This is a genomic window from Deltaproteobacteria bacterium, assembly GCA_016178705.1.
In the GTDB taxonomy this organism is placed as follows: Bacteria; Desulfobacterota; Binatia; order HRBIN30; family JACQVA1; genus JACOST01.
In genome coordinates, this window is the sequence record JACOST010000032.1 from 59,470 (window position 1) to 85,294 (window position 25,825).

At 66.4% G+C, this 25,825-nt stretch carries 15 protein-coding genes; 2 read left to right on the plus strand and 13 right to left on the minus strand.

Translation table 11 applies throughout. The features are described 5' to 3' along the window. Window positions 1-151 precede the first annotated feature (151 nt). From HYR72_25190 to mvaD, 13 genes are all read right to left on the minus strand, one after another. On the minus strand, window positions 152-8,932 hold the full coding sequence (locus HYR72_25190; GenBank protein ID MBI1818289.1) for a nuclear transport factor 2 family protein: 8,781 nt from the start codon (window positions 8,930-8,932) through the stop codon (window positions 152-154). A gap of 66 nt (window positions 8,933-8,998) precedes the next feature. Further along, window positions 8,999-9,583 (minus strand): hypothetical protein, encoded by a 585-nt coding sequence (locus tag HYR72_25195; protein MBI1818290.1) that lies wholly within the window; start codon window positions 9,581-9,583, stop codon window positions 8,999-9,001. Then, complete coding sequence (locus HYR72_25200) at window positions 9,583-10,758, minus strand: acyl-CoA dehydrogenase (protein MBI1818291.1); 1,176 nt, start codon at window positions 10,756-10,758, stop codon at window positions 9,583-9,585. Before HYR72_25200 ends, HYR72_25195 begins: the two co-directional genes overlap by 1 nt. 31 nt (window positions 10,759-10,789) lie before the next feature. After that, window positions 10,790-12,160, minus strand: coding sequence for an FAD-dependent oxidoreductase (locus HYR72_25205; protein MBI1818292.1), 1,371 nt, complete (start codon window positions 12,158-12,160; stop codon window positions 10,790-10,792). Then, window positions 12,157-13,035, minus strand: coding sequence for a presqualene diphosphate synthase HpnD (gene hpnD, locus HYR72_25210; protein MBI1818293.1), 879 nt, complete (start codon window positions 13,033-13,035; stop codon window positions 12,157-12,159). The genes HYR72_25205 and hpnD overlap by 4 nt, the downstream gene beginning before the upstream one ends. Beyond that, complete coding sequence (hpnC, locus tag HYR72_25215) at window positions 13,032-13,901, minus strand: squalene synthase HpnC (protein ID MBI1818294.1); 870 nt, start codon at window positions 13,899-13,901, stop codon at window positions 13,032-13,034. The genes hpnD and hpnC overlap by 4 nt, the downstream gene beginning before the upstream one ends. 98 nt (window positions 13,902-13,999) lie before the next feature. After that, window positions 14,000-15,247: a hydroxymethylglutaryl-CoA synthase gene (locus tag HYR72_25220; GenBank protein MBI1818295.1), complete on the minus strand. Its 1,248-nt coding sequence runs from the start codon at window positions 15,245-15,247 to the stop codon at window positions 14,000-14,002. Beyond that, window positions 15,244-17,307, minus strand: a complete 2,064-nt coding sequence (gene shc, locus HYR72_25225; GenBank protein ID MBI1818296.1) for a squalene--hopene cyclase — start codon at window positions 17,305-17,307, stop codon at window positions 15,244-15,246. The genes HYR72_25220 and shc overlap by 4 nt, the downstream gene beginning before the upstream one ends. Then, window positions 17,252-18,271 carry a mevalonate kinase gene (gene mvk / locus HYR72_25230; protein ID MBI1818297.1) on the minus strand — a complete coding sequence of 340 codons (1,020 nt, stop codon included), beginning with the start codon at window positions 18,269-18,271 and terminating at the stop codon, window positions 17,252-17,254. Before mvk ends, shc begins: the two co-directional genes overlap by 56 nt. A 14-nt stretch (window positions 18,272-18,285) precedes the next feature. Then, window positions 18,286-19,614 (minus strand): hydroxymethylglutaryl-CoA reductase, degradative, encoded by a 1,329-nt coding sequence (locus HYR72_25235; protein ID MBI1818298.1) that lies wholly within the window; start codon window positions 19,612-19,614, stop codon window positions 18,286-18,288. Continuing rightward, the gene (locus HYR72_25240) at window positions 19,611-20,696 is read right to left on the minus strand and encodes a type 2 isopentenyl-diphosphate Delta-isomerase (GenBank protein MBI1818299.1); all 1,086 of its coding nucleotides are present in this window, start codon (window positions 20,694-20,696) and stop codon (window positions 19,611-19,613) included. The genes HYR72_25235 and HYR72_25240 overlap by 4 nt, the downstream gene beginning before the upstream one ends. Further along, window positions 20,683-21,696 carry a hypothetical protein gene (locus HYR72_25245; GenBank protein ID MBI1818300.1) on the minus strand — a complete coding sequence of 338 codons (1,014 nt, stop codon included), beginning with the start codon at window positions 21,694-21,696 and terminating at the stop codon, window positions 20,683-20,685. The genes HYR72_25240 and HYR72_25245 overlap by 14 nt, the downstream gene beginning before the upstream one ends. Beyond that, window positions 21,693-22,679 carry a diphosphomevalonate decarboxylase gene (gene mvaD / locus HYR72_25250; GenBank protein ID MBI1818301.1) on the minus strand — a complete coding sequence of 329 codons (987 nt, stop codon included), beginning with the start codon at window positions 22,677-22,679 and terminating at the stop codon, window positions 21,693-21,695. Before mvaD ends, HYR72_25245 begins: the two co-directional genes overlap by 4 nt. A gap of 276 nt (window positions 22,680-22,955) precedes the next feature. Here mvaD and tadA point away from each other — a divergent pair, with 276 nt between their 5' ends. Continuing rightward, window positions 22,956-25,397 (plus strand): Flp pilus assembly complex ATPase component TadA, encoded by a 2,442-nt coding sequence (tadA, locus tag HYR72_25255; protein ID MBI1818302.1) that lies wholly within the window; start codon window positions 22,956-22,958, stop codon window positions 25,395-25,397. Next, window positions 25,394-25,777 carry an Hpt domain-containing protein gene (locus HYR72_25260; GenBank protein ID MBI1818303.1) on the plus strand — a complete coding sequence of 128 codons (384 nt, stop codon included), beginning with the start codon at window positions 25,394-25,396 and terminating at the stop codon, window positions 25,775-25,777. The genes tadA and HYR72_25260 overlap by 4 nt, the downstream gene beginning before the upstream one ends. Window positions 25,778-25,825: the final 48 nt, after the last annotated feature.

Sequence of the window (25,825 nt, forward strand, 5' to 3'; positions counted from 1 at the left end):
CTCCATACGATCGCTTCGCGATCTACTCGGGCAAACGGATATTGATCCCGTGAGAAACAACCGTTTCCCCGAGTAGCGGCACAGAGTAGAAGCCGAAGGCTTCGTATCGAAGGGCCGCGTATCGAGGGGCACGTCTTTGTGCACCGCCGCGTCATCCTTTCGTGCGCAACTCCTCGAAGCGCGCCAGCGCGCTGTCGAGATCGTCGATCTCGAAGAGCTCAGCTCCGACAATCTGATCGCCGCGGCGTACGGACAACCCGATGAAGACGGCCTCGAATTCGCCACCTTGAGCGTCCGTGCCGACCCAGCGCATGACGCCGACGCCACCGTGATCCGCCACGACGACCCAGTGGAGCGGCTCGAGCTTTACGTCAGGACTCAGTTCATACAAGGCGTCCAGCGAAGCGATGTACGCCTCGCCGTGCACTTGGCCGATCCCCGTGCGCCGATGGTCGTGGAAGAAGTAGTCGCTCGGCAGGAGTGTGCGAAGTCGAACGAGGTCGTGGTCGTTCCATGCGCGCACGAATTCAAACCACGCAGCCGGTACGTCATCCGCGCCGATGGCCGCGTAGCGCTCGATGAGCTCCGCGCTCGCGGCAGCGCGATCGTCGGGGTCGAAGAGCACGACCGCGACGAGGCGACCTTCGGCGTCGAGTTCGGTTAGAGCGAGGGTCTCGATCTCGAAGAGGAGGACCTCTTTCGTTCTCGTGAATCGATTGCGCTGGAGCGCCAATCGGTCACCCGCCGTGGCGAGTACCGTCGACGCTCTTTCTGTGTTGGGACCTGCCCAACGTATGCTGGCGAGGTAGCCTTCAGCGTCCGTAGTGCTGCGCAGGCCACGACGGCGGTCGTCGAACACGAGCCCGGGTGCGTGGAGCGCCCGCACCGCCTCCCAATCGCCTGCCGAGGCAAGGGCAATTTGCCGATCGATCGCGCGCGTAGCCGCGTTCGGCGGGACGTGCAGCGGATCGGGGCGCAACTCCTCGAAGTGCGCCAGCGCCGCGTCGAGGTCGTCGATCTCGAACAACTCTAGGTGCGTCGCACGACCCCGTGCCTGGACGAATAGTTCCAGGTACTCGCTCTCGAAGTCGCCGCCATCGGGCAAGGTGCCGGAACGACGGAGGACAGCGACCGCGCCGTGCCGATCGCACGCGGGCCAGAACCCGGCTTCGATCCGCGTCAGCGGCGCGAGGTTCCACAACGCGACGAGACTCTCGACGAACGCCTCCGAACCATCGAGGCGACCGATGCCGGTCCGGCGATGGTCCTCGTACACGAGATCATCGGTACAAAGGGTTCGGAATACGGCGGGGTCGTGGGCATCGAACGCGTCCATCAGTTTCGAGATCAACCCGACGGTTGCCGCCAGGTCGGGCTCGATCGCCGCCCAGCGCGCCCACGCTTCGCGCTGCGCGGCGCGCGCGTCGTCGAGGTCGAAATTGATCGTCGCAACGAGCCGTCCGACCTCGTCGATTTCTTGCACGACGAGGTGCTCCATCTCGAAGCGGTGGTCGGTCCCTCCGCCAGCCCACAGCAGCCGTTGGATGGCGACGCGACTCCCGGCGGTGCCCAGCAACTGAATCCGCTCTTGGCGAGCCCCAGCCTCCGCCCTCTCGCGCACGGATGACATCATCATATCGAAGCCACCAGAGAGCTGGGACAGCCGCTGCCGATCTTCATACACAACCTGCGATGCGTAGAGGGCGCGCAGCGCATCCCAGTCCCGCGTGTTGAACGCCAACTGAAACCGATGCAACCATTCGCTCGCCGCGTTCGGCTTCGCGATCACCGCGAGGTGTTGGGCGGTTTGGGAGGGCGAGGCTCCCGCCGAGCCACTTCCTGCAACACGCACCGGCTCAGCAGGAGCTTCGCCCTCCCACCTAGCCCGACCACCAATGGCCGCGAAACGCACGCGAGCTTCGTCGAGCTGCTCGGCCTCCCACACGTCGGCGCGTCGCGCCAAGCCGGCCGCATCGAGCTCGATGAGCACGATCCACAAATTCTCGAACGCTCCGCCCTCGCGCGTGCCGTGCCAGGCGTACTCAAAGAGCACCGCGTGTGCGCCGGTGCGGACGTGATCGACCCTCTCCTGCGTGTCCGGCGCCAACTCGATCTGCGCCTGCATGGTCGAGACCATGGCCGCCGGACCGTGCAGCGTTCCCCAGCCAACGAGGCGGTGATTGTAGCCGACGATGTCTGACGCACAGAGCGCGCACCAGGTGTTCCAATCGCGTGCTGCGAAGGCGCGTAGATAATCGGCGAGCCACTTCGACGCGAGCGGGTGCGCCGTCGCCTCGCCAGCGGCCCAGCACGCGTCGAGCTCGGCGTAAGCGGCGGCGAGGTCGTCGGGGTCGAAGGTGACAACCGCGCTATGGTCGCCACGGTCATCGACCTCGATGATCACGAGCCACTCGATCTCGCTGGGACCGACGTCGCCCTCGGCGCCGCGCCACAGTATCCGGAAGAGCGCCAGTCGCTCGCCGCGGGTGGCAAGGATCCTCGCCCTGTTCCACGACGTCATCTCGGCCATCTGACGGAACGAGGCGAGCCACGTCCGTCCATCGGTTTCGAGCTGTACCATCCGGGTGCGGTCGTCATGGCGAAACCCGGCGGCGAACAGGGCGCCAAAGCCCTCCCAGTCGCGAGCTTCGAGCGCCGCGACGCCGCGCTCCACCACGCGCGTCGCGGCGTTGGCGAAGCGGGCGGGCCACGACCCCTCTTTGATTCTCCCCTTACCATGGGGAGACACAGAGGGGTTCAGTTCAGCGAAGCGCGCGCGCGCTTGGTTGATCTGCTCGACGTCGTAGTTGTCGACGGTTTGCCACCGGCCCTGCGCGTCGCACTCGTATACGGCGAGGAACACGTTCTCGAAGGCGCCGCCGTCGCGCGTGCCGACCTGCGCCATCTGTTCCAGGATGCCGCGCTCGCAGAGGCGGACATGATCGTGGCGGCGGCGCACGTCCGGTGCGAGATCCACGAGCGCTTTCGTGATCTGGTCCGCCGACGTAGAGTCGCTCATCGTCGTGCCCCAGCCGAGGAGGCGGTGATCGCGGAAGACGAAATCGGGAGACCTCGACGCGCTCAGGGCGTCCCAATCCCGGATCGCCATGGCGCGCTCCCTGCCGCGCCACGCTGCGAGATTGCGGGCATGCGCCGCGCCCTCGCCGGCGTCGAAACGCGCGTCGAGCTCGGCGTAGGCGGCGTCGGCGGCATCCTCGTCGAAGAGCACGATGGCGACGATGCGCCCGTCGCCATCGACTTCGTGGAGCACGAGGTGGTCATCCACCGCCAGCGGGCCGCCGCCATGCGCGACTTCGCCCTCGAAGCTGTGCAGGCTGAGCGCGAGACGCTCGCCGCGCGTCGCCCGGAGCTTCGTCGTGAAACGGCTCTTGGGCACATCGAAGAGGACGCGGAACTGCTCTAGCCAGATTTCCCGGCCGCAGGTGTTGTGCAACATGCGGCGCCGCTCGTCGAACACCAGCTCCGGCGCAGCGAGGGCCTCGACGCCAGCCCAGTCGCGCGCGTTGAAAACATCGAAGAGCTTGCGATCCGCGCGCGATGCGGCGTTCTCGAAGCGCTCGTCCTGGGAGGGCGAGGCTTCTGCCGAGCCGCTCCTCTCCACCCACGGCTCGCCAGAAGGCTCGTCCTCCCGCGTGATACCCACCAACGCGTCGAAGCGAGCGAGCGCCTCGGCTTCGCAGCCGGCGTCGAAGTACTCGAAGCTATCGAAGCGGCCATCGTCGCGCATCGACAAGAGCTGGAGGAATATCCTTTCGTAGACACCGCCACTGGCCCGGATGACGCCGACGTTGCCACCGAGGAAGAGGATCGCGTCCGGGCGCAGCGCCAGCACGTCGTGGATGGCGACCTGGAATCGCTCTTCGAGCTCGAACATGGCGCGGAAGTTGGCGCGCATCGCCTCGCCGCCGTGCAGCGTGCCGATGCCAAGGACGCGATGGTCGATGAGCTCGAACTCGTCGGCGACGGTATCGCACCACGCGTCGAGATTCGCCGGCTGCAACACCGAGCCCAGTGTCCGCGCAGCCGCCGCAGCACGGACGCGCTCGCGGTCTTCGGGAAAGAGTTCGGCGTAGCGCTCGTAGAGGCGCGAGACGGCGTCGCCGAGGCGATCGGCGGCGAAGATCTCCTGGCGGCAGACGAGGCCACGCGCGTCGACCTCGGTGACCTCGATCGCCTCGCTCTCGTACGGGCCAACGTCGTAGCGGCCTCGGGTGTCTCCGCTTGCGCCCGTGCGGCGGCGGGTCAAGAGTAAGCGCTCGCCGAGCGTCGCGAGCGACTCGACCTTGTAGTACGGAGCGCTCGATCGGAACAGGCGCTGGAGCGAAGCGATCCCCGCGTCGCCCCCGTACGTCGATCCCGTCGGGTGATAGATCTCCTGGAACTCCTCGTGCATTGCCGCTGCGACCGCACCGAGGTCGCGCGCGGCGAGAGCTGCGTCGAAACGGGCCTTCCACGCGGTCGCCGCGTTCGGCCGCACGCGCCGGTGCGTACCCGAGGGTCTAGGTGAATGGGAGGGCAAGGCTTCCGCCGAGCCTCCTCGCGCATCAAACGGCTCGGCGGAAGCCTCGCCCTCCCTCATCAGGACCAGCTCGTCGACGCGCGCCAGCGCCTCGTCCTCCCGATCGACGGCGAACTGCTCCCAGCGCGCCAGCAAACCATCGGCGTCGAAGACAAACAGTTGGCAGAGATTGCGTTCGAACCGACCACCGCCGACGCGCTCGGTGCCGAAGTGGGTCCAGCGCATCAGGAGCGCGTCGGATCGCAGGGCGATGATGTCGTCGACGCAGACCACGCTGTCGCCCGCGACTTCGAGCAAGGAGCGGAGCACCCGCAGCACGGATTCGGCACCGTACGCGGACTCCAAGCCGATGGGTCGGTGGTCGACGTATTCGACGCCGGGCGCAACCGCTGTGGCGCAGCGATCGATATCAAGCGCTCCTGACACGAAGATGGCGACCGTGCGCGCCGTCGCCGCAGCGCGCTCACGCTCGGGGCCGTCGGGCAGCAGCTCGGCGTAGCGTTCGTAGAGGCGGACGATGGCGTCGCCGAGGTTGTCGGCTGCGAAGACCTCCTGGCGGCAGACGAGGCCGTGCGCGTCGACCTCGGTGACCTCGATCGCCTCGCTCTCGTACGGGCCAACGTCGTAGCGGCCTCGGGTGTCTCCGCTTGCGCCCGTGCGGCGGCGGGTCAGGAGTAAGCGCTCGCCGAGCGTCGCGAGCGACTCGACCTTGTAGTACGAAGCGCGCGATCGGAACAGGCGCTGGAGGGAAGCGATCCCCGCGTCCCTCCCGTAATCGGATCCTGTCGGGTGATCGATCTCTCGCCACTCCTCGTGCATCTCCGCCGCGACCGCATCGAAATCGCGGGCGGCGAGAGCCGCGTCGAAACGGGCCCTCCACGCGGTCGCGGCGTTCGGCCGCACGCGGCGGCCCGGCCACCGGGACTTGCCTGTCTGGGAGGGCGAGGCTTTTGCCGAGCCGCTCCGCCCATCGGACGGCTCGCCGGGAGGCTCGCCCTCCCGCGCGTCGGAGCGTGCGACAGTCGCATCGATGCGCGGAGCCGCGCCGTGCGCGCGCTCGACGAGCAACGTCGCGCCCTTGGCTTCCCACAACTCGATCGCGTGGGCTTCCTCGGCGTTCGCTTCGTCGGCGCGACCGGCCGCGCGCAATGCCACGGCGAGCGCGCTGCGCGCGTTGGCGTGATGCAGCAGCGCATCGGTGGCGGCGGCGATGTCGACGGCGGCGCGCGCGAAGTCGATGGCGGCCGCATGTTCGCCGCGTTGCGCCAGGGCTTCGGCGCGCACGCCGCGCCAAGTGATCGCGGCTTGCAAGTCATCGCCGCCGAGCAACTCGCTCTCATGGCTGAGCGCTTCGGCTTCCGCCGCCCGGCCCTGCGCGAGCAGCGCGCGGCCGAGGAACGCCGCCGCGCGCGCCGCGTCGATGCCGAGCCCATGCGTGCGCAACCCGTCGTACGCGCCGCGCAGGCAACTCTCGGCGGCGACCGCGTCGCCTTCGAGGAGATCGATCAAGCCGGCGAACACGTCGGCTTCGAGCACGCGCTGTGTGATGCCGAGCTCTTCGACCATTTTGCGCGATGACACAATCATGCGCCGCGCCGCCTCGGTGCGTCCGCGCAACGCTTCGAGTACCGCCTGGCAGCGCAGCGCAACCGCCTCGACCGCCGGCGCGCCTTGCGTGATGCGCAGCACGCGCACGACGTCGAGGCAACGTCCGCTGGCGCGGGTCACCGGGCTCGGTCCCCACAGCGCGGCGAGCGGCGCTCCGGCGAGCACCGCGTTCGAGCGCCGCCGATCGTTCGCACGGCGAGCGGCGGCGAGCGCCTTGTCGAGCGCGGCTTCGCAGGCGCCGACCTTGCCGAGGCGTTGCAGCGCCAGCGCGTGTACCGAGTGCGCCTTCGCCTCGCCGGCCGCGTCACCTACAGACACCATCGCGTCAGCCGCCGCCGCGACCGCGTCGGCGGTGGCCTGCAGTGCCTGCGGATCGGTGAGCACGGCGAGCTGGCCGACGAAGCAGGTGTGCCAGGCGCGGAGACGCTGGGGGTTAGGGGTTAGGGGGTTGGGGGTTACGGAAGAATCGGACTTGGCCCTTAACCCCTTAGCCCCGTAACCCCCTAACCCCTTGTCTTCAACGAAGCGAGCCAGTTCTGCGATCGCTTTCGTTGCCGGGCCGACGTCACCGGCGGAGAGCAACGCTTCGCACCAATCGAGCGCCAGGTCGGCGCGCGCCGAGTCCGATTCATCGAGCCGATCAAGGGCGCGGCCGAGCAGGTTGGCTGCTGGCGAGAGATCATCACGCGCCAGCGCGCGCCGGCCCGCAGCGGCGAGATAGCGCGCCGCGCGCTCGCCGAGCGCGCGGCCGTGCGCGGCGATCGGACCCAATTCGCGCAGGTGCTGATGGGCTTGCTCGAAGTGCCAGCCGAGCGTCTCGTCGTGCTCGATCGATTCCCCGACTTTCGTCTCGATCCAATCGGCGAGCCGCGCGTGCAGCTCGGCGCGCGTGCCCTTCAATACGCGACGGTACGCCGCGTCGCGGATCAGCCCGTGATGAAAGCGCAGCGCCGGCTCGCCGAGGAACCAGCCGGTGTCGGACTCGATCACCTCGCTGCGTCGGAGCGATTCGAGCCGCGCGTCGAGGTCGCTGACCTCGCGCGGCAGCAGATGGGCGACCGCGCTGCGCGAAAATTGTCGGCCGACGACGGCGGCGCGCTCTAGTACCGCGCGATCCTCCGGGCGCAGCCGCTCGATGCGGGCGGCGAGCAGCGCGTGAATGGTCGGCGGCATGTCGAGCGCGGCGAGATCGACGGCCGCGGTCCAGTGATCGCCGTCTTGTTTGAGCGCGCCATCGGTCACCAGCATGCGCACCAGCTCCGCGAGAAAAAGCGGGTTGCCTTCGCTGGTGGCGAGCACACGCCCAGCAACCGCCGCGGGCAACGCATCGGCGCCGATCACGTTCGCGGCCAGCCGCGTCGCCGCCGCGGCGTCGAGTCCGCCGAGCGTGATCACATCGGAGACGAGACCGCCCGTCGCCGTCAGCGACGAGCGCGCGTCGCGCAACTCTGGGCGCGCACCGGCGAGTACCAGCAACGGCATCTCCTTGCCCCACTGCACGAGGTGCTCGACGAGATCGAGCAGCAGCGGCTCCGCCCACTGTAAGTCGTCGATGGCAAGCACGACCGGCCGCGTCGTGGTCAACCCGGCGAGGAAGCGGCGGACGACGAAGAAGGTTTCCTCGGGTGACCCTGGCGTGCCAGCGAGCAGCGCGGCGATGCCGTCGGCGATGCGGGCGCGATCGTCACTGGCGGGCAGCGCGGCGGCGATGGCCGCATCGGACCGATCCGACCGATCGGACGGATCGGACAGGTTCGCGCGCAACGCCTTCGCGATCGGCGCGAACGTCGCGCCACCGGCGGACTCGCACTGCGCGGTCAACACCGTGGCGCCGTCGCCCAGGCGGCGGGCGAGTTCCTCGATCAAGCGCGATTTGCCCAGCCCGGGCGAGCCGAGCACCACAGCGAGGCGCGCGCGGCGTTCCGCAACCGCCGCGTCGTAGACCGCCAACACGCGCCGCAGCTCGTCGTCGCGTCCCACGAAGGCGATGGCGGCGGCCGCCGCGGGCCGTTCGAGCGAGAGCACGCGATACGCCGCCATCGTCTCGGTGCGCCCCTTGAGCGCGAACACCCCGGCGGGGGCCAGTGTCACCAACTCACTAACCAGCCGTCGCGTTGCTTCACCGATGATCACCTCGCCGGCGCGCGCTTCTTGCTGCAAGCGCGCCGCGACGTTGGCCGGATCGCCGACGACGTCGGTGTTGTCGGCGCTGACGACGACCTCGCCGGTGTTGATGCCGACGCGTACTGATAGGGGGTTAGGGGTTAGGGCTTGGGGGTTAGGGCTTGGGGAAAGCGGCTGATCCCCTAGCCCCTTAACCGCCTCCACGATCGCGACGCCGGCGCGCACGGCGCGGATGGCATCGTCCTCGGCGACGCGCGGGACACCGAAGGCGGCCATGACGCCATCGCCGAGCAACTTCACCACCGTACCGCCGTGGGCTTCGATGGCGCCGCGCAGCGCGCGGTAGTAACGATCCATCAAGCGGCGCACCGATTCCGCGTCGAGCCGTTCGTGCAGCGACGTCGAGCCGACGAGATCGGCGAAGATGATCGTGACTACCTTGCGTGCTTCGGAAATGGGATTGGGGGTTAGGGGAAGAGGGGAACTGCCTACTGCCGTCTGCCTACTGCCTACTAGCGCCGCGCCACAGCCATTGCAGAAGCGCGACCCCGGCGGGTTGTCGGCCGCGCAGCTAGGGCAGCGCGCCGCGAGCGCGGCGCCGCAAGCGTTGCAGAAGCGTGCCGCCTCGGGATTGGCGTGATCGCAACTCGCACAGTTCATCGGGACACTCAGTCGCGGCCGAGTATGCGGTTGGTCGCGAACGATGTCCACCGCGACGCCGGGCCGCTACTTCGCCAACGACTCCAGCTTCTGTTCGTACAGTGTCCAGTTCGCTGTCACCAAGCCGCGATCGAAGAGATGCAAGGCCGCAAGCGTCTGCTCGGCCTTCTGGTGCAGGAGGACGCCGAACACTGGCAAGGCGAGCAGGAGTAACATCGCCATCAGCGCGGCTCCGCCGGAGAGCAGCGCGAGCAGCGCGAAACCCGCACCGATGGCGCAGGCGAGCGCGATCGTGCGAAACCAGAACACGTAGTGCCAGCAGCGATGGAGATGGTCGCGGATCGCTCCCCAGTGGGCTTGCTCGTAGAAGACGAGTTCGTAGACTTGATAGGCAACGTCACCGGCGTTCGACCGACCGGTGAGATTGCCGCGCTCGATGATCGCCGCCAGCGACGCCCGCTGCGGATTGCGGAAGCCATTGCCGTCGCCTTCGAAACGCCAGCGCACCGATTGGTGCAACAACAAACCAACCACCGGCGCAAGAGGCAGCCACACGCCCACCGACGGCTCGATGTGCCAGGCGTGCAAGAACAGCGCGAGCGGCGCGGCGACGATCAGTCCCGGCAGTGTCCACCAGGCGAGGTCGCGCATCACTTGGCACGCGGCAGGCCGAGCACACGCTCGGCGACGATGTTGCGCTGCACCTCGGAGCTGCCGGCCGCGATCGTGCGGCCGCGCGAGTAGAGGAACAAGTACGGGAACTCGCCGTCGAGCGGCGCGCGCGGCGAACCCTTGAGCAGTTGCGCGAACGGTCCTTCGATCGTCAGCGCGGTTTCCAACTGACGCTGATACATCTCGCTCCAAAAGAGTTTCTCGATCGAGCCTTCCGGACCGGGCGCACCGCCGCGTAGGGTTCTCGTCAAACTGCGATAGGCGGTGTACTTGATCGTGTCGCTCTCGATGATCGCTTGCGCGACCTGCTGGCGAATCAGCGGATCGCTCAGCGCCGGCCGGCCGTTGCGCTGCCAGGTGCGCGCGAACGCCAACATGTCGTTGAGCGCGACGCGCGATTGGAGCTGCCGGCTGAAGGTCAGCGTCGCTCGCTCGTGCATCAGCGTCGTGATCGCGATCTCCCAACCGCCGTTGATCTGCCCGATCACGTTGGCGCGCGGCACCCGCACATCCTCGAAGAATACTTCATTGAACTCTTCGTCGGCGTTGATCTGCTTGAGCGGGCGCACGGTGATGCCGGGGCTGTGCATGTCGGCGAGCAGAAACGTGATGCCGCGATGCTTGGGCGCGTCGGGATCGGTGCGCACCAGTAGCATGCACCAGTCGGCGTAACGCGCCCAACTGGTCCACACCTTCTGACCGTTGACGACGAAGTCGTCGCCGTCGAGCACGGCGCGGGTTTTCAACGCGGCCAAATCGGAGCCGGCATTGGGCTCCGAAAATCCCTGACACCAAATTTCATCCGCCGCCAACAGCGGCTTGAGATAGCGACGCTTCTGCGCGTCGGTGCCGTGCGCCATCAGCACCGGTCCGCCCATCGTGAGGCCGGCAAGATTGACGAGCTGCGGCGTGCGCGCGCGCGCCATTTCTTCTTGAAAGATGATCTGTTCGATCAGCGTCGCGCCGCGGCCGCCGTATTCTTTGGGCCAGGCGATGCCGCACCAACCCGCGTCGTAGAGTTTGCGCTGCCAGGCTTTGCCGTACGCCGCGCGCTCGCTCATCGACTCGGGTTCAGGACCCGGCGCGTTGGCTTCCAGCCAGCTCCGCAACTCGGTGCGGAACTGTTCTTCCTGCGGTGAGTAGGAGAGATCCATGCGCGCTATTTCGCCCGCGCGTGGTGGCGAGTCAAGGACGACGGGCAGTGGTGGCACCGGCATCTTGCCGGTGTGCCGCGATCCATTGCGCGGCGCGCTGACCGCTGAGGACGGCGCTTTCGATCGTTGGCGGTAAGCCGGTCTGCGTCCAATCTCCAGCAAGAAGGAAGTTCGATATCGCCGTCTCCATCGGTGGACGCGCGCGCTCGGCATCCGGCGTGATGGAGATGGTCGCGTGCTTCTCCTTCACTACCACCGAGCGCAGCAACTGCGCCGCGCGCGCGCCGGGGAGCAACGCGCCGATGTCGGCGACCACGGTGTCAGCGATCCGCGTCGACTCCCATGCCGCCACCTCGCGGCCCGCGCTGATCACCGCGCTGACACACTGCCGATCATTGCCGCTGCGATGGCCGTTGCCCGACGCGGTGAGCTTGCTGCGGTTGAAGACGAACTGTGTGGTCGTGCCGAGCAATCCGATGAAGTCGCGCTGCATCACCGCGCGATCGAACCACAGATGCGTCGAGACGATCGGCGACGATTCGAAATCGGCGATGTCGCGCAACGCACCCGGCGCGAACAGTCGCAATGCCTGTGGTGGCACCGTACTGATGACCGCGTCGGCCTCGATCTCCTGCCCATCACGCAGACGAACGGCCGTCACCCGACCCTGCTCGATGCGCAGCTTGGCGATAGCCGCCCTCACTTCAACGCGGCCGCCGCGCGCTTCGATGAAGCGCCGCGCGTCGTCGACGTAGAGATCGCTCAGCCCGACGCGCGGCAGTACGAACTGCGAGCCGCTGCGCGAGCCGAAGAAGGCGCGGGCCAATACTTCGGCAAACGGCGCGGCCGCCGCACGATCGGGCGTTTCGTTCAGCGTCGCGATCGCTACCGGGTACCAGAAACTTGTGCGAGCATTCGCCGATTGCCCCAGCGCGATCAACAACTGTTCGACAGTCAGCTCAGCTAGCCGCGGATCGCGCCGCTGCCGCATCGCCATCAGCCACATACCGCCGAGCAATGCGCGCAGGCGCTCGGCGCGGCTCAGCAAGCCGTACCCCAACACTCCGCCTAGCATGTGCAACGGACTCGGCAGCGCCGTCGCGGCGATCACGCCGGCACCACGGCGCGCATCGATCATCTCGACGCGCAGATTCGGCTGGCGCACCACCTTGTCGAGCGCGCCGATGCGATCGAGAAACGCGAGTGTGTGTGTGTAACACCCCATCAGCGCGTGCTGGCCGTTGTCGACCACCTCGCCGCTGTCATCGTCACGAAAGGAATACGCCCGACCGCCGAGGCGAGCCCGGGCTTCGAGCACGGTAACCGGCACACCGCGCGCGGCCAGTTCGACGCCGGCCGCCAAGCCGGCGAAGCCGCCGCCGATGATTGCAACCGATTTCACAACGAGAGAGCGGCGAGCTGCGAGCGGCCCCATGCGGCCAAAGCAAGCGTGACCTTTTGATAGCGCGGCAACGTGACCTTGGGACCGAAGACGTCGAAGTGGCGAGCTTCGATGCGCGTGAGCAGGTGTTCGTAGATCAACCGCATCGCCTCGGCAGGCGCCAGCGAGCCGCGGTCCTCCGGCGCGAGCGCGCCGCGCGCACGCAGATAGTAGGCGCGGGCGCGGCCGCATTCGAAGGCCATCAAGGCCCCAGCGCGCGTCGAATAGTGGCGGCCGAGCAAGTCTGCTTCGTTGCAATCAAAGTGGCGCAGATCTTCCAGCGGCAGATAGATCCGCCCGCGCTGGCCGTCCTCCATCACATCGCGCAGGATGTTGGTGAGCTGAAACGCCACGCCGAGATCGACCGCGTATTCGCGCGCGCTCGGCTGCGTGTAGCCAAAGATTTCGATGCACAGCAACCCAACAGTGGACGCGACCAGATAGCAGTACTCATACAATTGATCGAAGGTCGCGTAGCGACGACGGGTGAGATCCATCTCGACGCCGCGAATCAGGTCGAGAAAATGCTCGCGGTGCAGCGGCAAGCGCCGAACGCTGTCAGCCAGCGCGCGACTGATCGGATGGGTCGGCTCGCCGTCGTAGACCCGCGCCACTTCATCGCGCCAGCGCGCCAGCAACGCCGCCGGATCGCGGCGACCGGCATCATCGGCGATGTCGTCCACAAAGCGGCAGAACGCATACACCGCGTACAACGCCTCGCGCCGGGCAGGCGGCAGCAAGCGGAAGGCATAGAAGAAATTGCTCGAACTGCGCCGAGTGACGGCTTGGCAGTAGTCGTACGCTTCGCGCAGCGACGGATCGTGGCGGTCGTTCATGTCGGGTCACTCCGAATGGCTGGCCGAGTCGCGGGCGGCGCATGTGTCGCTCCTACGCCGGACCAGAACGCCCGCAGCACGAGCCCACCCTTCGTCCATTTCGCGACGGTGGGTCGCTGCCGCAGCACGTCGTAGTCGAGCGCCGCAATCGCCCGCAGAATCGCCAGGCCACCCCAAGCAAACAAGCGCACTTCACGCGCGAGCCGTCGATCGACGCGCATCGCCAGTTCCAAACCGTTCGTAAGCGAGTCGGTGGCGCGCTCGACTTCGAACCGCATGAGCCTACGGAAGTTCTCGGTAGCGACACCGCGGCGAAGATCATCCGCGCTGCAACCGAAACGTTCGAGGTCTTCGCGTGGGAAGTAAACTCGACTCCGCGCGGCGTCGGCAGCCACGTCTTGCCAGAAGTTCGCGAGCTGCAACCCGGTGCAAATCTGATCGGCGAGCCGCTGGCGCTCGGGATCGCGATAGCCAAACAAGTAGAGGATCAGGCGGCCAACGGGATCGGCGGAGCAACGGCAGTACTCGCGCAATGAAACAAAGGTGTCGAAGCGATGAAATTTGACATCCGTCGTGAACGCACGCAACAGGTCGCGGAACGGATCAATGGGCAGCGCGAATGCCGCCATCGTGTGCTCCAGCGCGATGAATACCGGATGCTCGGTGGCGCGACCGACCGCGCACTCCTCCAACGCCGCACTCCACGCGCGCAAGGCAGCGATCCGTTCGGGCGCAGTGAGCGTCCCCTCATCCGCGATGTCGTCGGCTGTACGCGCGAACGCATAGATCGCCGCGATGTGCCGCCGCAGCGGCTTGGGAAGCAACCACGAGCCGACCGTGAAATTCTCGTAGTGCGAGGTCGCGATCTGCCAACAGTGACGATACGCCGCGTTAATTGCCGCCGCATCGTGCGCCGCCGCATCGTGGCGGGTAGCGTGAGTCGCAATCTGTGGCGAAGCGTTCGTCATTGCGCGAGCGATCCGGTTCGTTCGTACAGCCGCTTGTCCTCGCGGACACCGGCGAAGCGGCAGAAGTTCGCGCGCGACTCTACGGGCAAGTCAGCGCCGGCACCGTCGCGGCCGAACGCTTCGTACTCGTCAACCGTGAGCGTACGGCGCGCGGCAAGCAAATCCGCAACGCCGATACCGGCCGCTACCTTTGCACTGCCAGCGACGCACTGGCCGCTAAAGAACTCCGCACAACATCCGGAACCGTAGGAGAACAGACCGAGCGAGCGGCCTTCGAGAGCGCGGCCCTGCTGTTCCGCGAGCCATGCCAGGCAGAGGTACAACGATGCGGTGTAGGTGTTGCCGACCACGCGCGCCGCGCCGAGCGTGGGCTCGACGAGCGTGCGGTACGATTGTTCGGCGGCCGGCCCGAGATCCGCCGGGTTGCGCCCCGCCGCGCGCCATTCGCCTTCGATCAGACGCAGGTGCGCCTTGTACGCCATCTTCGGAAAGGGTGTGTGGTACAGCAGCGCGGCAAATTCTTCGGAGAGCGCGCCGCTCGGTGTCGAGTGGCCGTTTCGATAATCGGCAACGGCGCCATCGAGCGCATTGAGATAGCAGTCGACCGAGAACTTGCCGTCGACCAACGCCTCGCGACGATCGAGTGGCCGCCAGAAGTCATACACGTTGCTGGCGAACACGCCACTGATCGGATCGAGCGCGAGCAACCGCGGCTGTTCGCTGACCACCACGGCGACCGCGCCCGCCCCTTGCGTGAACTCGGCGCTCGAATGGAGGTCGTAACGCGCGATGTCGGTGGCCACCACCAAGGCCTTGCGCCCACGCGCCGCCCCCGAGCGAATCCAATCCGCCGCGATCATCACCCCCGCCGTGCCGCTGTAGCAGGCGTGCTTGAGCTCGAGGGTGCGGCAGTTCGCCGTCACGCCGAGCAGTTCGTGCAAGAAGATACTCGCCGGCTTGGCGTGATCGACGCCGGTTTCAGTCGCCACCAACAGCAGCCCGATCTCGTCGGGGCTTATGTGCCCTTGCGCGATAGCGCGTGCCGCCGCGTTGGCACCCAGCGTGACCGCATCTTCCCACGGCGGCGCAACGGCCATCTGCTGCGCGCCGATGCCGATGTGAAGTTTTTCGACCGGTACGCCGCGCGCCGCCGCAAGCTGATCGAGTGGCAGCACGTACTCGGGCACGTAGACCCCGAGCTGGTCAATTCCAACTGGTCCAACTGGTCCAACTAGCGCCATCATCCCAACCCCCACACTTCCGGACCCTCGGGTACCACTTCGATCGCGCTGCGCGGCACCAAGCGCGCGCGCTTGCTACGGCGATCGCGCATGACCTGATCTCCGTTGCTGTTGCCGCCGTCGGCCATGCGCGCGCGGGCTTGGCCGAGCGCCATCAGCGGAAAATAGTTCCGATACATGTCGTAGCGCAGGTAGAAGTGCCGCGGGAATCCGGTGCCGGTGAACTGCTCTTCCGGCCACGTGCCGTCGGGTTGCTGCTGCTCGACGAGGTACGCAATGCCGCGCTGTACCTCGACGCTCAGCCCGTCCTCGCCGGCGAGCAGACCAAGCATCGCCCACGCCGTTTGCGACGGCGTCGATTCGCCCTGCCCTGCCGCGCGCTCGTCTGCGTACGAGTGCAGCGACTCGCCCCAACCGCCGTCGGCGTTCTGATGCGCTTTCAGCCATTCCACGGCGCGCCGAACGTGGGGCGCGTTCGGCTTCTCGCCGATGGCGCGCAAGCCCGCCAACACCGACCACGTGCCGTAGATGAAGTTGGCGCCCCAGCGGCCCCACCACGAGCCGTCCGGCCGCTGCGTGCGCAGCACAAACGCATGCGCACGACGCGCGCGCTCGAAGCGCAGGTCGTAGCCGCAGTTGCCCATCAGTTCGAGCAGGCGACCGGTGAGGTCTTCAGTCGGTGGATCGATCATCGCCTCCATGTCGGCGAACGGAATCTGGTTGAGGAACTCGGCGTTGTTGTCGGTATCGAAGGCGCCGAAGCCGCCGTTGCGGCTCTGCATGCCGAGCGTCCAGTTGAGGCCAAAGGCGATCGCGCGCTGCTTGCGCGCGGCGTTGATGCCACTGATTCGCTGCAGCGCCATCAGAATCACAGCGGAGTCGTCGACGTCGGGATACCAATCGTTGGCGAACTCGAACGCCCATCCGCCCGCGTCGAGCTTCGGATTGCAAACGCTCCAATCGCCGGGCTTGAAGATCTGATTGGCGATCAACCAGTCGGCTGCACGCACCAGCGCCGGATGATCCGAGTCGGTGCCGGAATCGAGCAACGCCTTCGCCGCCAGCGCCGTGTCCCATGTCGGCGACACGCAGGGTTGAAACAATAGCTGGCCGTCTCGCTCGACGAGGAAGTCATCGATCGCCTGCACGCCGTTGGCGATTGCCGGATGATCGTCTGGATAGCCGAGTGCGCGCAATGCCATCACCGAGTTGATCATCGCCGGCTGGATGCCGCCCCAGCCACCGTTGACGTCTTGGTGCGACACGATCCAGCGTTCAGCCGCCTGCAGCGCGCGGGCGCGCAGCGGCTTCCACGGACTGCGCCCAACAAACTTCAGCGCGCGGTCGACGGCCAGGAAGAAATTTCGCCAAGTGAACCAGTCGCCACTGGCGGGGAACCCGAGCGCAGTGCGCGTCGGCGGCGCCGTCCACAATTCGCTGACACCGGCGTCGGGCTCGATCGCGATCGACGGCGACTGCGCCATCAGCACAGTGAGCGGCACCACCGTCCCACGGGCCCAACTCGACAGCGCGTAGATATTGATCGGAAACCACGCCGGCAGCAGCACGAGCTCGACCGGCATCGCCGGCAGGCCCCACCGGGGGAACTGTCCGAAGTATGCGAGGAAGATGCGCGTGAAGATGCCCGCCTGCGCCAAGCCGCCGTGGGCCAGGATGAACTCGCGAGCCCGCCGGAATGGCGCGTCGTCGGCAGAATGTCCGGTCAACTTGAGCGCGAAGTACGCTTCGATGGTGTTGCTGAGATGTCCCGGGCCGCCGCGATAGAGCGACCAGCTACCATCACACGCTTGGGTCGCGTGCAGACGATCGACGATGCGCCGCTCACTCGCCGGGCGCCGACCCATGAAGCGATTGAAGATGATGTACTGCGCGTCCATGCTGGCGTTGGCTTCGAGCGGCGCGTGCCAAAAGCCTTCCGGCCGTTGCTCGCGCAAAAGGTAATCGCGACTGCGCCGGATCGCGCCGTCGAGCCGGCCGCGCGCCGGCTCACGCGCGAGCAACGGCGCCGCATTCAGTGATCGTTCCGTTCCCACATGCATCATGCTGTCCCTCAACTCCCCGTGTAGCTTCGTCTGTAATGTCGGTCGAAAACGCGCGCCAGCCGGCCTTGGCAAACGCCCGGACCAATTGCTCGCGACCGTCCGGGCATAGGCAGATCACTGCGCCACCACCGCCACCGCCGGTCAGCTTCGCCCCCAATGCACCGTGCGCACGCGCCAGGGCTACCATCTGTTCGAGTTCATTCGTCGAGACCTCGAGCGCGTGCAGCAGGCCGTGGTTGGTATTCATCAACGTGCCCAGTTCGATGAGATCGCCACGTCCGATGGCCTGCTCCGCGTCGGTCACGAGCCAGTCGATCTCGTCGAACAGCGACTCGTAGCTCTGCGGCGCCGCGTGCCAGCGCGTGCGCAGGGCGGCCACGGCGCGGCGCGTCTCGCGCGGCGCACGCCCAAGAGCGACGACGAGCGGAAGTGGGCGTGCCGCCCGCAGCAGCCATACCTCCGGGATGTCGCCGCGGCGTCGGAAGGCGATCAACCCGCCGTACGCCACCACGCAGTTGTCGATGCCCGACGGCGTACCGTGAAAGATCGTTTCGATCTCGAAAGCCAGCGCGCTCAGTTGTGTGATCGCGATTGGACGCTCGATGCGCGCCGCTAGTGCGCGAATGAGAGCGACACTCAGCGCGGCGGAACTTCCGAGTCCAGCGGCACGCGGCAGGTTCGATTCAACGCGGACGGTAAAGCCGTCATCCGCGCCGCCAGTCATTTGGAGCGCGCGAGCGAGCGCGGGTGCCAAGCGCGGGTCGTCCTCGTTCTCGAAGTGCGCCGGCCCGATCGAGGGAATCAGCGTGACGACCACACGCGGTGTGATCGCTGCGGCGATCGCGCTACGCCCGTACACGACGGCGTGCTCGCCGAGCAGGATGACCTTGCCGGGCGCTGACGCGCGCGGAGTAGTCGCGAGCGGAGTACTCGATGGATCAGCAATTGATGTCTCGGGCGACACGGCGCGCCTCGTCTTCAAGTGCTCGCCAGCAGTCGGTCGCTCAAGCCGAACGAATCAAGAATCTCGCGCGCCTTGCTGATCTTGATCTCACCGCACGCGATCAAGTGTTCAATCACCCGGCCAACCAGCGCCTCGGGCGCTCCGGCAGCGATCGCCACACCGCGAGCGTGCAGCGCCATGTGGCCGCGCTGGATCCCGTCGGTGACCAACGCGCGAATCGCGGCGAGATTCTGACCTAAACCCACGGCCGCCATCACCGCGGCCAATTCACGCGCCGAGTTGACTCCGAGCAACTTGAGCGACAGCTGCACGCGCGGGTTGAGTTGGAGATTGCCGCCCACGATGCCGACCGCGAGCGGCAGCTCGATTGCGCCAGCGAGCGCGTCGCCATCGATGCGCCACTGACTGAGCGGGCGATACTGCCCGCTGCGCGCGGCATACGCGTGCGCGCCGGCTTCAATGCCGCGCCAGTCATTGCCGGTGGCGATCGCGAGTGCGTCGATCCCGTTCATGATGCCCTTGTTGTGCGTGGTCGCTCGATACGGATCGGCATCGGCGAAGGCCCACGCTTCCATCAATCGTTCGGCGACTTCGCGCCCGCCATACTCACCGTCGGCCAGCAGCTCGAAGGGAATGCGCGCGGAGGCGCGTGCCAAGCGCTGATCGGCCAAGTTGGACAGAATCCGCATCCGCGCTTGCCCACCGGTGACGTCTTCGAGCAATGGCGCGAGCGCCTCGGCCATCGAGTTGACCGCGTTCGCACCCATCGCGTCGCCGACGTCGACGAGCAGGTGGACCACCAGCATCGGCCCGCACGCGGTATCGGGTAGCGGACGCACTTCGATGGCGTGGGCACCGCCGCCGCGCCGTTGCATGTTCGGGTGCACGGCGTTGGCCGCGGCGAGCAGCCGCGAAGTTGCCTGCTGTACGCGTGGCACGGACGCGTTCAGGTCCGGAACGTTCACCAATTGGATTTGGCCGATCATCAGCGACGGGGCGGCGTCGGCGGTGAATCCACCGGCATCGCGCACCAGACGCGCGGCGAAGCTGGCGGCGGCGACCACCGACGGCTCTTCGACCGCCATCGGCACGATGTAGTCGCGCCCGTTGATGAGAAAGTTGAGGCCGACGCCGAGTGGGAGGCCGAGCACGCTGACGGCGTTCTCCACCATGTGATCCGCGACATCGAAGGGCAGCGCCGTCGTCGCTTCCAGTTCCGCAAGGTCCGCTGCGCTCAAATCTAGGCGCTCACTCAAGTGCGCCAGACGCTCGCGACGCGATAGGCGGTAGAAGCCGGCGATTCGTGACCCCTGTCCGCGCGGCTGCATCGTTCGCTCGGTCATCCCTTCCCACCTCCACTCTCCACCGCCAACCACGCCTTGATGCGTTCACCGAGCACCAGCGGCTGACAGCTCAGGTCGGCGAGCGTGCGCGATCCGGTCAGCAGCATCGCCGTCTTGAGTCCATTGATGAGTTCGTCCACCCGGAGCGTGGCCGCATCGATGCCGCCATCGCGATAGGCCCGGTAGAGCGGCAGCGCCGCGCCGCACACGCGCGCGCCGAGCGCGAGGGCTTTGGCGATTTCCAAGCCGCTGCGGATTCCGCCGCTGGCGATCAACTCGAGACCGCAGCCACGCAGCATCGCTAGCGACGCGGCGGTGGGAATCCCCCACTCCGCAAATTCTTCGCCGAGCTGACGACTGCGGGCGTTGCCCCGCAGCGTTTCGACTCGTACCCACGATGTACCGCCCGCGCCAGAGACATCAACGTGGCGCACGCCAACGCCGCGCAGCCGCTCACCGACGGTGCGGGAGATGCCACACCCGGTCTCCTTCGCGATCACCGGTACAGTTAGATCGGCACATAACCGCGCGAGCGTTCGATACCCGTCGCGAAAGCCGCGATCGCCTTCGGGCTGGATGAGTTCTTGCGCCGGGTTGAGGTGGACGCAGAGCGCGTCGGCTCTGACGGCCGTGATCAACTGCTGCACCTCGGCGCTCGATTGTTCGCTCGCTTGCCCGATACCGATGTTGGCGAGCAAAAGGGTCGTCGGTGCAAACTCACGGACGGCAAACGTGTCGGCGGTAGCCGGATCTCGCTGCATCACCCGCTGGCTGCCAAGGCCGAAACCGATGCCGCAGCGTTCGGCGACCGTGGCGAGGTCACGGTTGACGGCAAACCCTTCGGCGGTTCCGCCGGTCATACCGGTGATGACGAACGGCGCACGCAGCCGCTTGCCGAGAAACTCGACGCTGATGTCGAGATCATCGAGCGCAAGCTCGGGCAGCGCGTTGTGCAGCAGCTCAACGTCCTCGAACAGCGTCGTCTTGCCGCGATACTCGACGTCCTCGTGCTGACAGAGTTCGAGGTGCGAGTTCTTGCGAGCGCGCAACACGGCCCCGACCTTGTCTCTAGAGGCGGGCAACGCGCACTCCTTCCTGATCGAGATCGAGTGCAAGCGGCGTGATGCCAGCCGCTTGCCAGGCGGCGCGAATGCGCGCGGCCGTGTCGCGGCTTTGCGTAAACGCAATGCCGCAGTCGCCGCCGCCCGCACCGGAGACTTTGGCCGCAGCGCCCTCGTTGCGCGCGATCGTCACCAGTTGGCGAAGAGCCGGTGTGAGTATCGGGAGGCCTAGCTCTCCACCCAAACGATCGAGGGATTCGCCTGCACAGTTGAGCGCGACCAACGAGAGCAAGCCCAGTGCGAGCGAATCGCGGAACAGTTCCACGCACGCCTGACTCTCTTGCACGAACGCGCTCCGGTGAGCCGCGTGGCCATTGCGCGCGGTCAGATAGCGTTGAATCAGATCCGTGGTCGCCGCAGACTCGCCGGTCCAGCCGGCCAACAGCATCGCGGCATCTGGCAACTTCAACCGGCGCACCAGCGGCACTTGATCGCCCTGCGGTTGCACATGGAGCGTACCGCCGTAACAACTGGCTGCGACGTCGGCGCCGCTACCCATCCCGGCTTGCGCAGCGCGGTGCGCCCGCCAGGCGAGCGCGAACACCTCCGCCGGGTCGGGGTCGCGGTCAACAATCGCCAGCAGCGCACCGACAGTGGCGGCGGTAATCGCCGCGCTGCTGCCCAGGCCGATCTTCGTGCCCGCGTGACTGGCCTGAGAACTGATCACATCTATCGCCAACCCAGTACGCGACAACTGCGGCACTGCACGCGCAGCGGCACCGTAGGCCGCCAAGACGAAGCGCAACGGTCCACGAATTGGTGGTGACTGCGCCTCAGGGAAATCGAGCGTGAGCCCGAGATCAGCGGCCGCGATGCGAACCCGGGCAGAGGGGCTGCGGCTGACGCGCACCTCGGCGTAGCGATTCACCGCGCTGACAATCGCTGGGCAACCGTCGAGCACTGCGTACTCGCCGAGCAGAACGAGTTTTCCCGGAGCGCGGGCCACGATACGCTGGCTCATGACATCTCCAGCAGCTCGGCACCGCCCCCCGGTTCGGAAAGCAGAGTGCGTAACACGCCGGTGACGCGTCCGAGCGCATCGCCGACAATGTCTCGTTGGTTGAAGGGGCAGAGCACTTTGACCTGCGGCCCGGCGTCGATAGTGAAGTACGCTTCGATGCCTTCGTCGCGCAGACGCCAAACCCGCTGCATCACCGCGACCGTGGCAGGCGTCCAGTACAGCAGCGGCGGGATACTGGCCATCGCCACTCCGTGCATCTTGAGACAGTTGTGCTCGGCGGCCAGACCAACGCAACGCAGATCGCGATTGCCGATGCCGTCGCGGATCGCATCGAGGTCCGCTTCGTGCGATTCCAGCCAGGTCGGGAAAAATGGCGACTCCTTGACCGCGCGGGCCATGCCTTCGCGCGAGCCCACCCGCTTCTGACCTTCGTCGGTAATCGCGACCACGATACCGATCTGCCACGCAGCCGCGGACGCGATCTGGATCGCATAGGAGTCTTGTCCGTCGCTCGATTCACCAGCAAGCCACTCAACATAGCCACCGTGAATCGAGCGAGCGGCGGATCCGGAACCGCGGCGGGCGAGCGCTGACAGATCGCGATCGCTCAGCGATAGACCCGCCGCACGACTGGTCGACAACGCCAGCGCCGCAAACGTCGACGCCGACGACGCCAGCCCGGCGGCAATTGGGAAGTTGCTCTCGATCTCGATCTCGGCCTTGGCCGAGCAATCCGTAACCTGTCGCACGATATCAATGAAGGCACTGATACGCCGACTTTGCGTTTGATCCGCCGCGGCCCGGTTCACAAAAATCCGGTCGGCTTGCAATCGGGGATGGAAAGACGTCCGGGCCGTGCTCGAGAGCCCGGCCAGCGTCACCGAGATGCTGCCGGTATAAGGAAGATTGAGGGCCTCGATTCGCTTGCCCCAGTACTTCGCCAACGCAACGTTGGAATTTGCTCTGGCTACGGCTTCTTTCACGTTCTTAACCGCTCGGTCAAGCGCCTAATGGAGTCCAGCCCATCCGCCTCAGCATGTGATCACCCAACCCTGACCGAGTGGTCAGCCATCTACAGACCCCCGACCCTGATGTCAAGTCACTCGTCGCCGGATCGGAGCGTTACATCCGCGGTCAGTTCTCTCGATCCGCCATGCCGATAACCTGGCGTACCGGCCCGATCGTTCCGATCGGTCGGTGCGTCGCTTGCCGAGAGCGGGCATGCCACGTGCAGTGTGGCTTGAGTGGCAGGAAGACGAATGGGCGAAACTAGAACTAGCGGTGAAATCAGACTCCTGAAGTTTCTGGTGCAGTGCGGGCTCGTCACGCCGCAAGTGGCCCGCGACGCCGAACTGGCGGCGACCACCGACAAAAAGTCGGTGATCGAATGGCTCGCGCAAAACCGGATCCTCAACGAAGAGGACGTAGCCCATCTGCTCGCCGAGAAGCTCCACATCCCATATGTCAATCTCGCGGCGGTTGCGCTGGACCCGACCGTCCTCGAACTCGTTCGGGAAGAACTCGCGACGCGCCACAGCGTTGTCCCGTTGCGCGCCGGCGGCAACACGCTGATCCTCGCAACCGCGAACCCGCTAGACTGCGATGCGATTCGAGCCATTGAATTCGCCACCGGGCGGCGCGCCCAGCTTGAAGTCGCGACGACCACCGCGATCCGCGATGCGCTCGAACACGCCTATCATCTCGAAACCGCGCTCGACGCGTATCTCAAACTGGTACCGGACGAGAGCGAACAGTTACCGATGGCCGAACTATCCGACGAAAACACTGACGTAAAGAGTCTGCTGCACGGCACCACGCTGCCGCCGATCATCAAGCTGTTCAACTTGATTCTGCTCGAGGGCGTTCGCACCGGCGCGAGCGACATCCACGTCGAGCCGGGGGTATCGGCCGTGCAGGTCCGCTACCGCACGAACGGCCTACTGGAAGAATCCTTCAAGCTGCCGAAGTGGGTACAAGCTCCCCTCATCGCTCGTTGCAAGGTGATGGCCGCCCTCGACATCACCGAACGCCGCGTCCCGCAGGACGGGCGCATTCGCCTGCGCTTTCACGACGCGATGCTCGACCTACGGGTTTCCAGCTTGCCGACGCAGTTCGGCGAGAAGCTGACCATGCGAATCCTTGATGGCGGTGCCACGACGGTCGGATTAGACAAACTCAACCTATCGCCGCGCGACCTCAAGTGCATCAGCCAAGCGATTGCCCGCCCAGAGGGCCTCATTCTCGTCACCGGGCCGACGGGCAGCGGCAAGAGCACTACACTCTACAGCATGGTCATGGCGATCCTTTCGCCCACACGCAACATCGTGACGATCGAGAACCCGATCGAATATCAGATCCGCGGCGTGAACCAGGTCGAAATCAATGAGAAGCAGGGCCTCACCTTCGCCGGTGCGCTGCGATCCATTTTGCGACAGGATCCTGACGTGATCCTGCTCGGCGAGATCCGCGATCGCGAGACCGCCGAGATCGCCTTGCGTGCCGCGCAGACGGGTCACCTCGTGCTCAGCACACTGCACACCAACGACGCCGTGGCGACGGTTTCACGCGTACTCGATCTCGGCATCGAACCGTATATGGTGGCCTCGTCGCTCCATCTCATCGTCGCGCAGCGCTTGGTGCGGCGCAATTGCCCGCACTGTATCGAGCCCTACGATCCCGATCCGCAGGCGCTGCGGGCGCTCGAGATCGACCCGCACGGGAAAACCTTCCGTCGCGGTCGCGGCTGTGCGGCCTGTCGCCAGTCCGGCTTCGCCGGGCGGATGGCGATTCTGCAGATCATGCCTATCACTCCGGCGCTCGCTAAACTGATCGAATCCAAGGCACCCGATAGCGCGATTCGTTCGCAGACCCATGAAGACGGAACGCGCTCGCTCCATGAAGATGCGGCGATGAAAGTGTGCGAGGGGCTCACCACGGCGGAAGAGGTACTGCGCGTCGTCGATGTGCCGAACGAAGAGTCGCGTTGCCCGAGTTGCGCCCACACGGTGGAGCAAACCTTCACCGTGTGTCCCCACTGTGGAACGCCCCTGCACTCGAACTGCGGTGGCTGCGGCTTGAAGTTGCAAAAGGAGTGGCAGATCTGTCCGTACTGCGGCGCTGGCGTCAAGCCGCCCGCAGTAGCAATCGCCGCCGCTCCTGCTCCGATCGTCGCCGCCCCGGTATCAACCACCTCAGCAGCACCGACCAACGCACCACCGAACCGCACGACGCGCGATACCGCCCCCACAATCTACCGCGCGCTCGTCGTCGACGATCAGCCCGACATGCGCCGACTGATTACGTTCACCCTCGAAAACAGCGGCCTGCCCATTAGCGTCGTCGCTGCTGCAAGTGGCGCGGAAGCGCTCGATCGCGCGCAAGAAACCCCGCCCGATCTCATCCTGCTCGACATCATGATGCCCGAGATGGACGGCTTCCAGGTCTGCGAGCACTTGCGCAATACCGTACGCACGGCGTTCATCCCCATCCTCATGCTCACCGCGCTCGACGACCCCGGCAATCGCGCGCGCGGGTTCCTCGCCGGCACCGACGACTACATCGGCAAACCGTTCGCGCGCGCCGAATTGCTCGCCCGGGTGCGCCGCTTGCTGCAACGCACGTACGGCCTCGCCGCCGATACACCCGCGAACGCTCCTCACGCTGAGGGCGAAGACGCCAACCCGATGCGCCTGTCCGCATGATCTCGAACGCCGCACGTATCCTCCCGCTCGCCCTCGACGCCCCCACCGACGACGTCGTCGTTCTTGATGAGTTGCTGCATCAGGTTGATGGCGATGTTGCGCTGCTCCGCGAACTGATCGCGCTATTCCTTGCCTCCTACCCCGAGCGACTCGCACGGCTCGACGCGGCCCTTGCGGACCGCGACGCGCCCGCGCTCGAACTCGTCGCTCATTCGCTGCGTGGCTCGGCTTACAATTTTTGCGCGGTGGCGGCCGCCGCGGCGGCGGCGCGCCTCGAAATCATCGCCTGCTCCGGCAATCTCACTCGCGCCGATGAGGCCGCCGCCGGCGCGAAGTATGAATACGATCGGCTCGCCGACGCCTTGAGAGCCATCACATAAGACCACGCGACGCATCACCATCGCCATCTGAGACCGGCGACAGAGGAG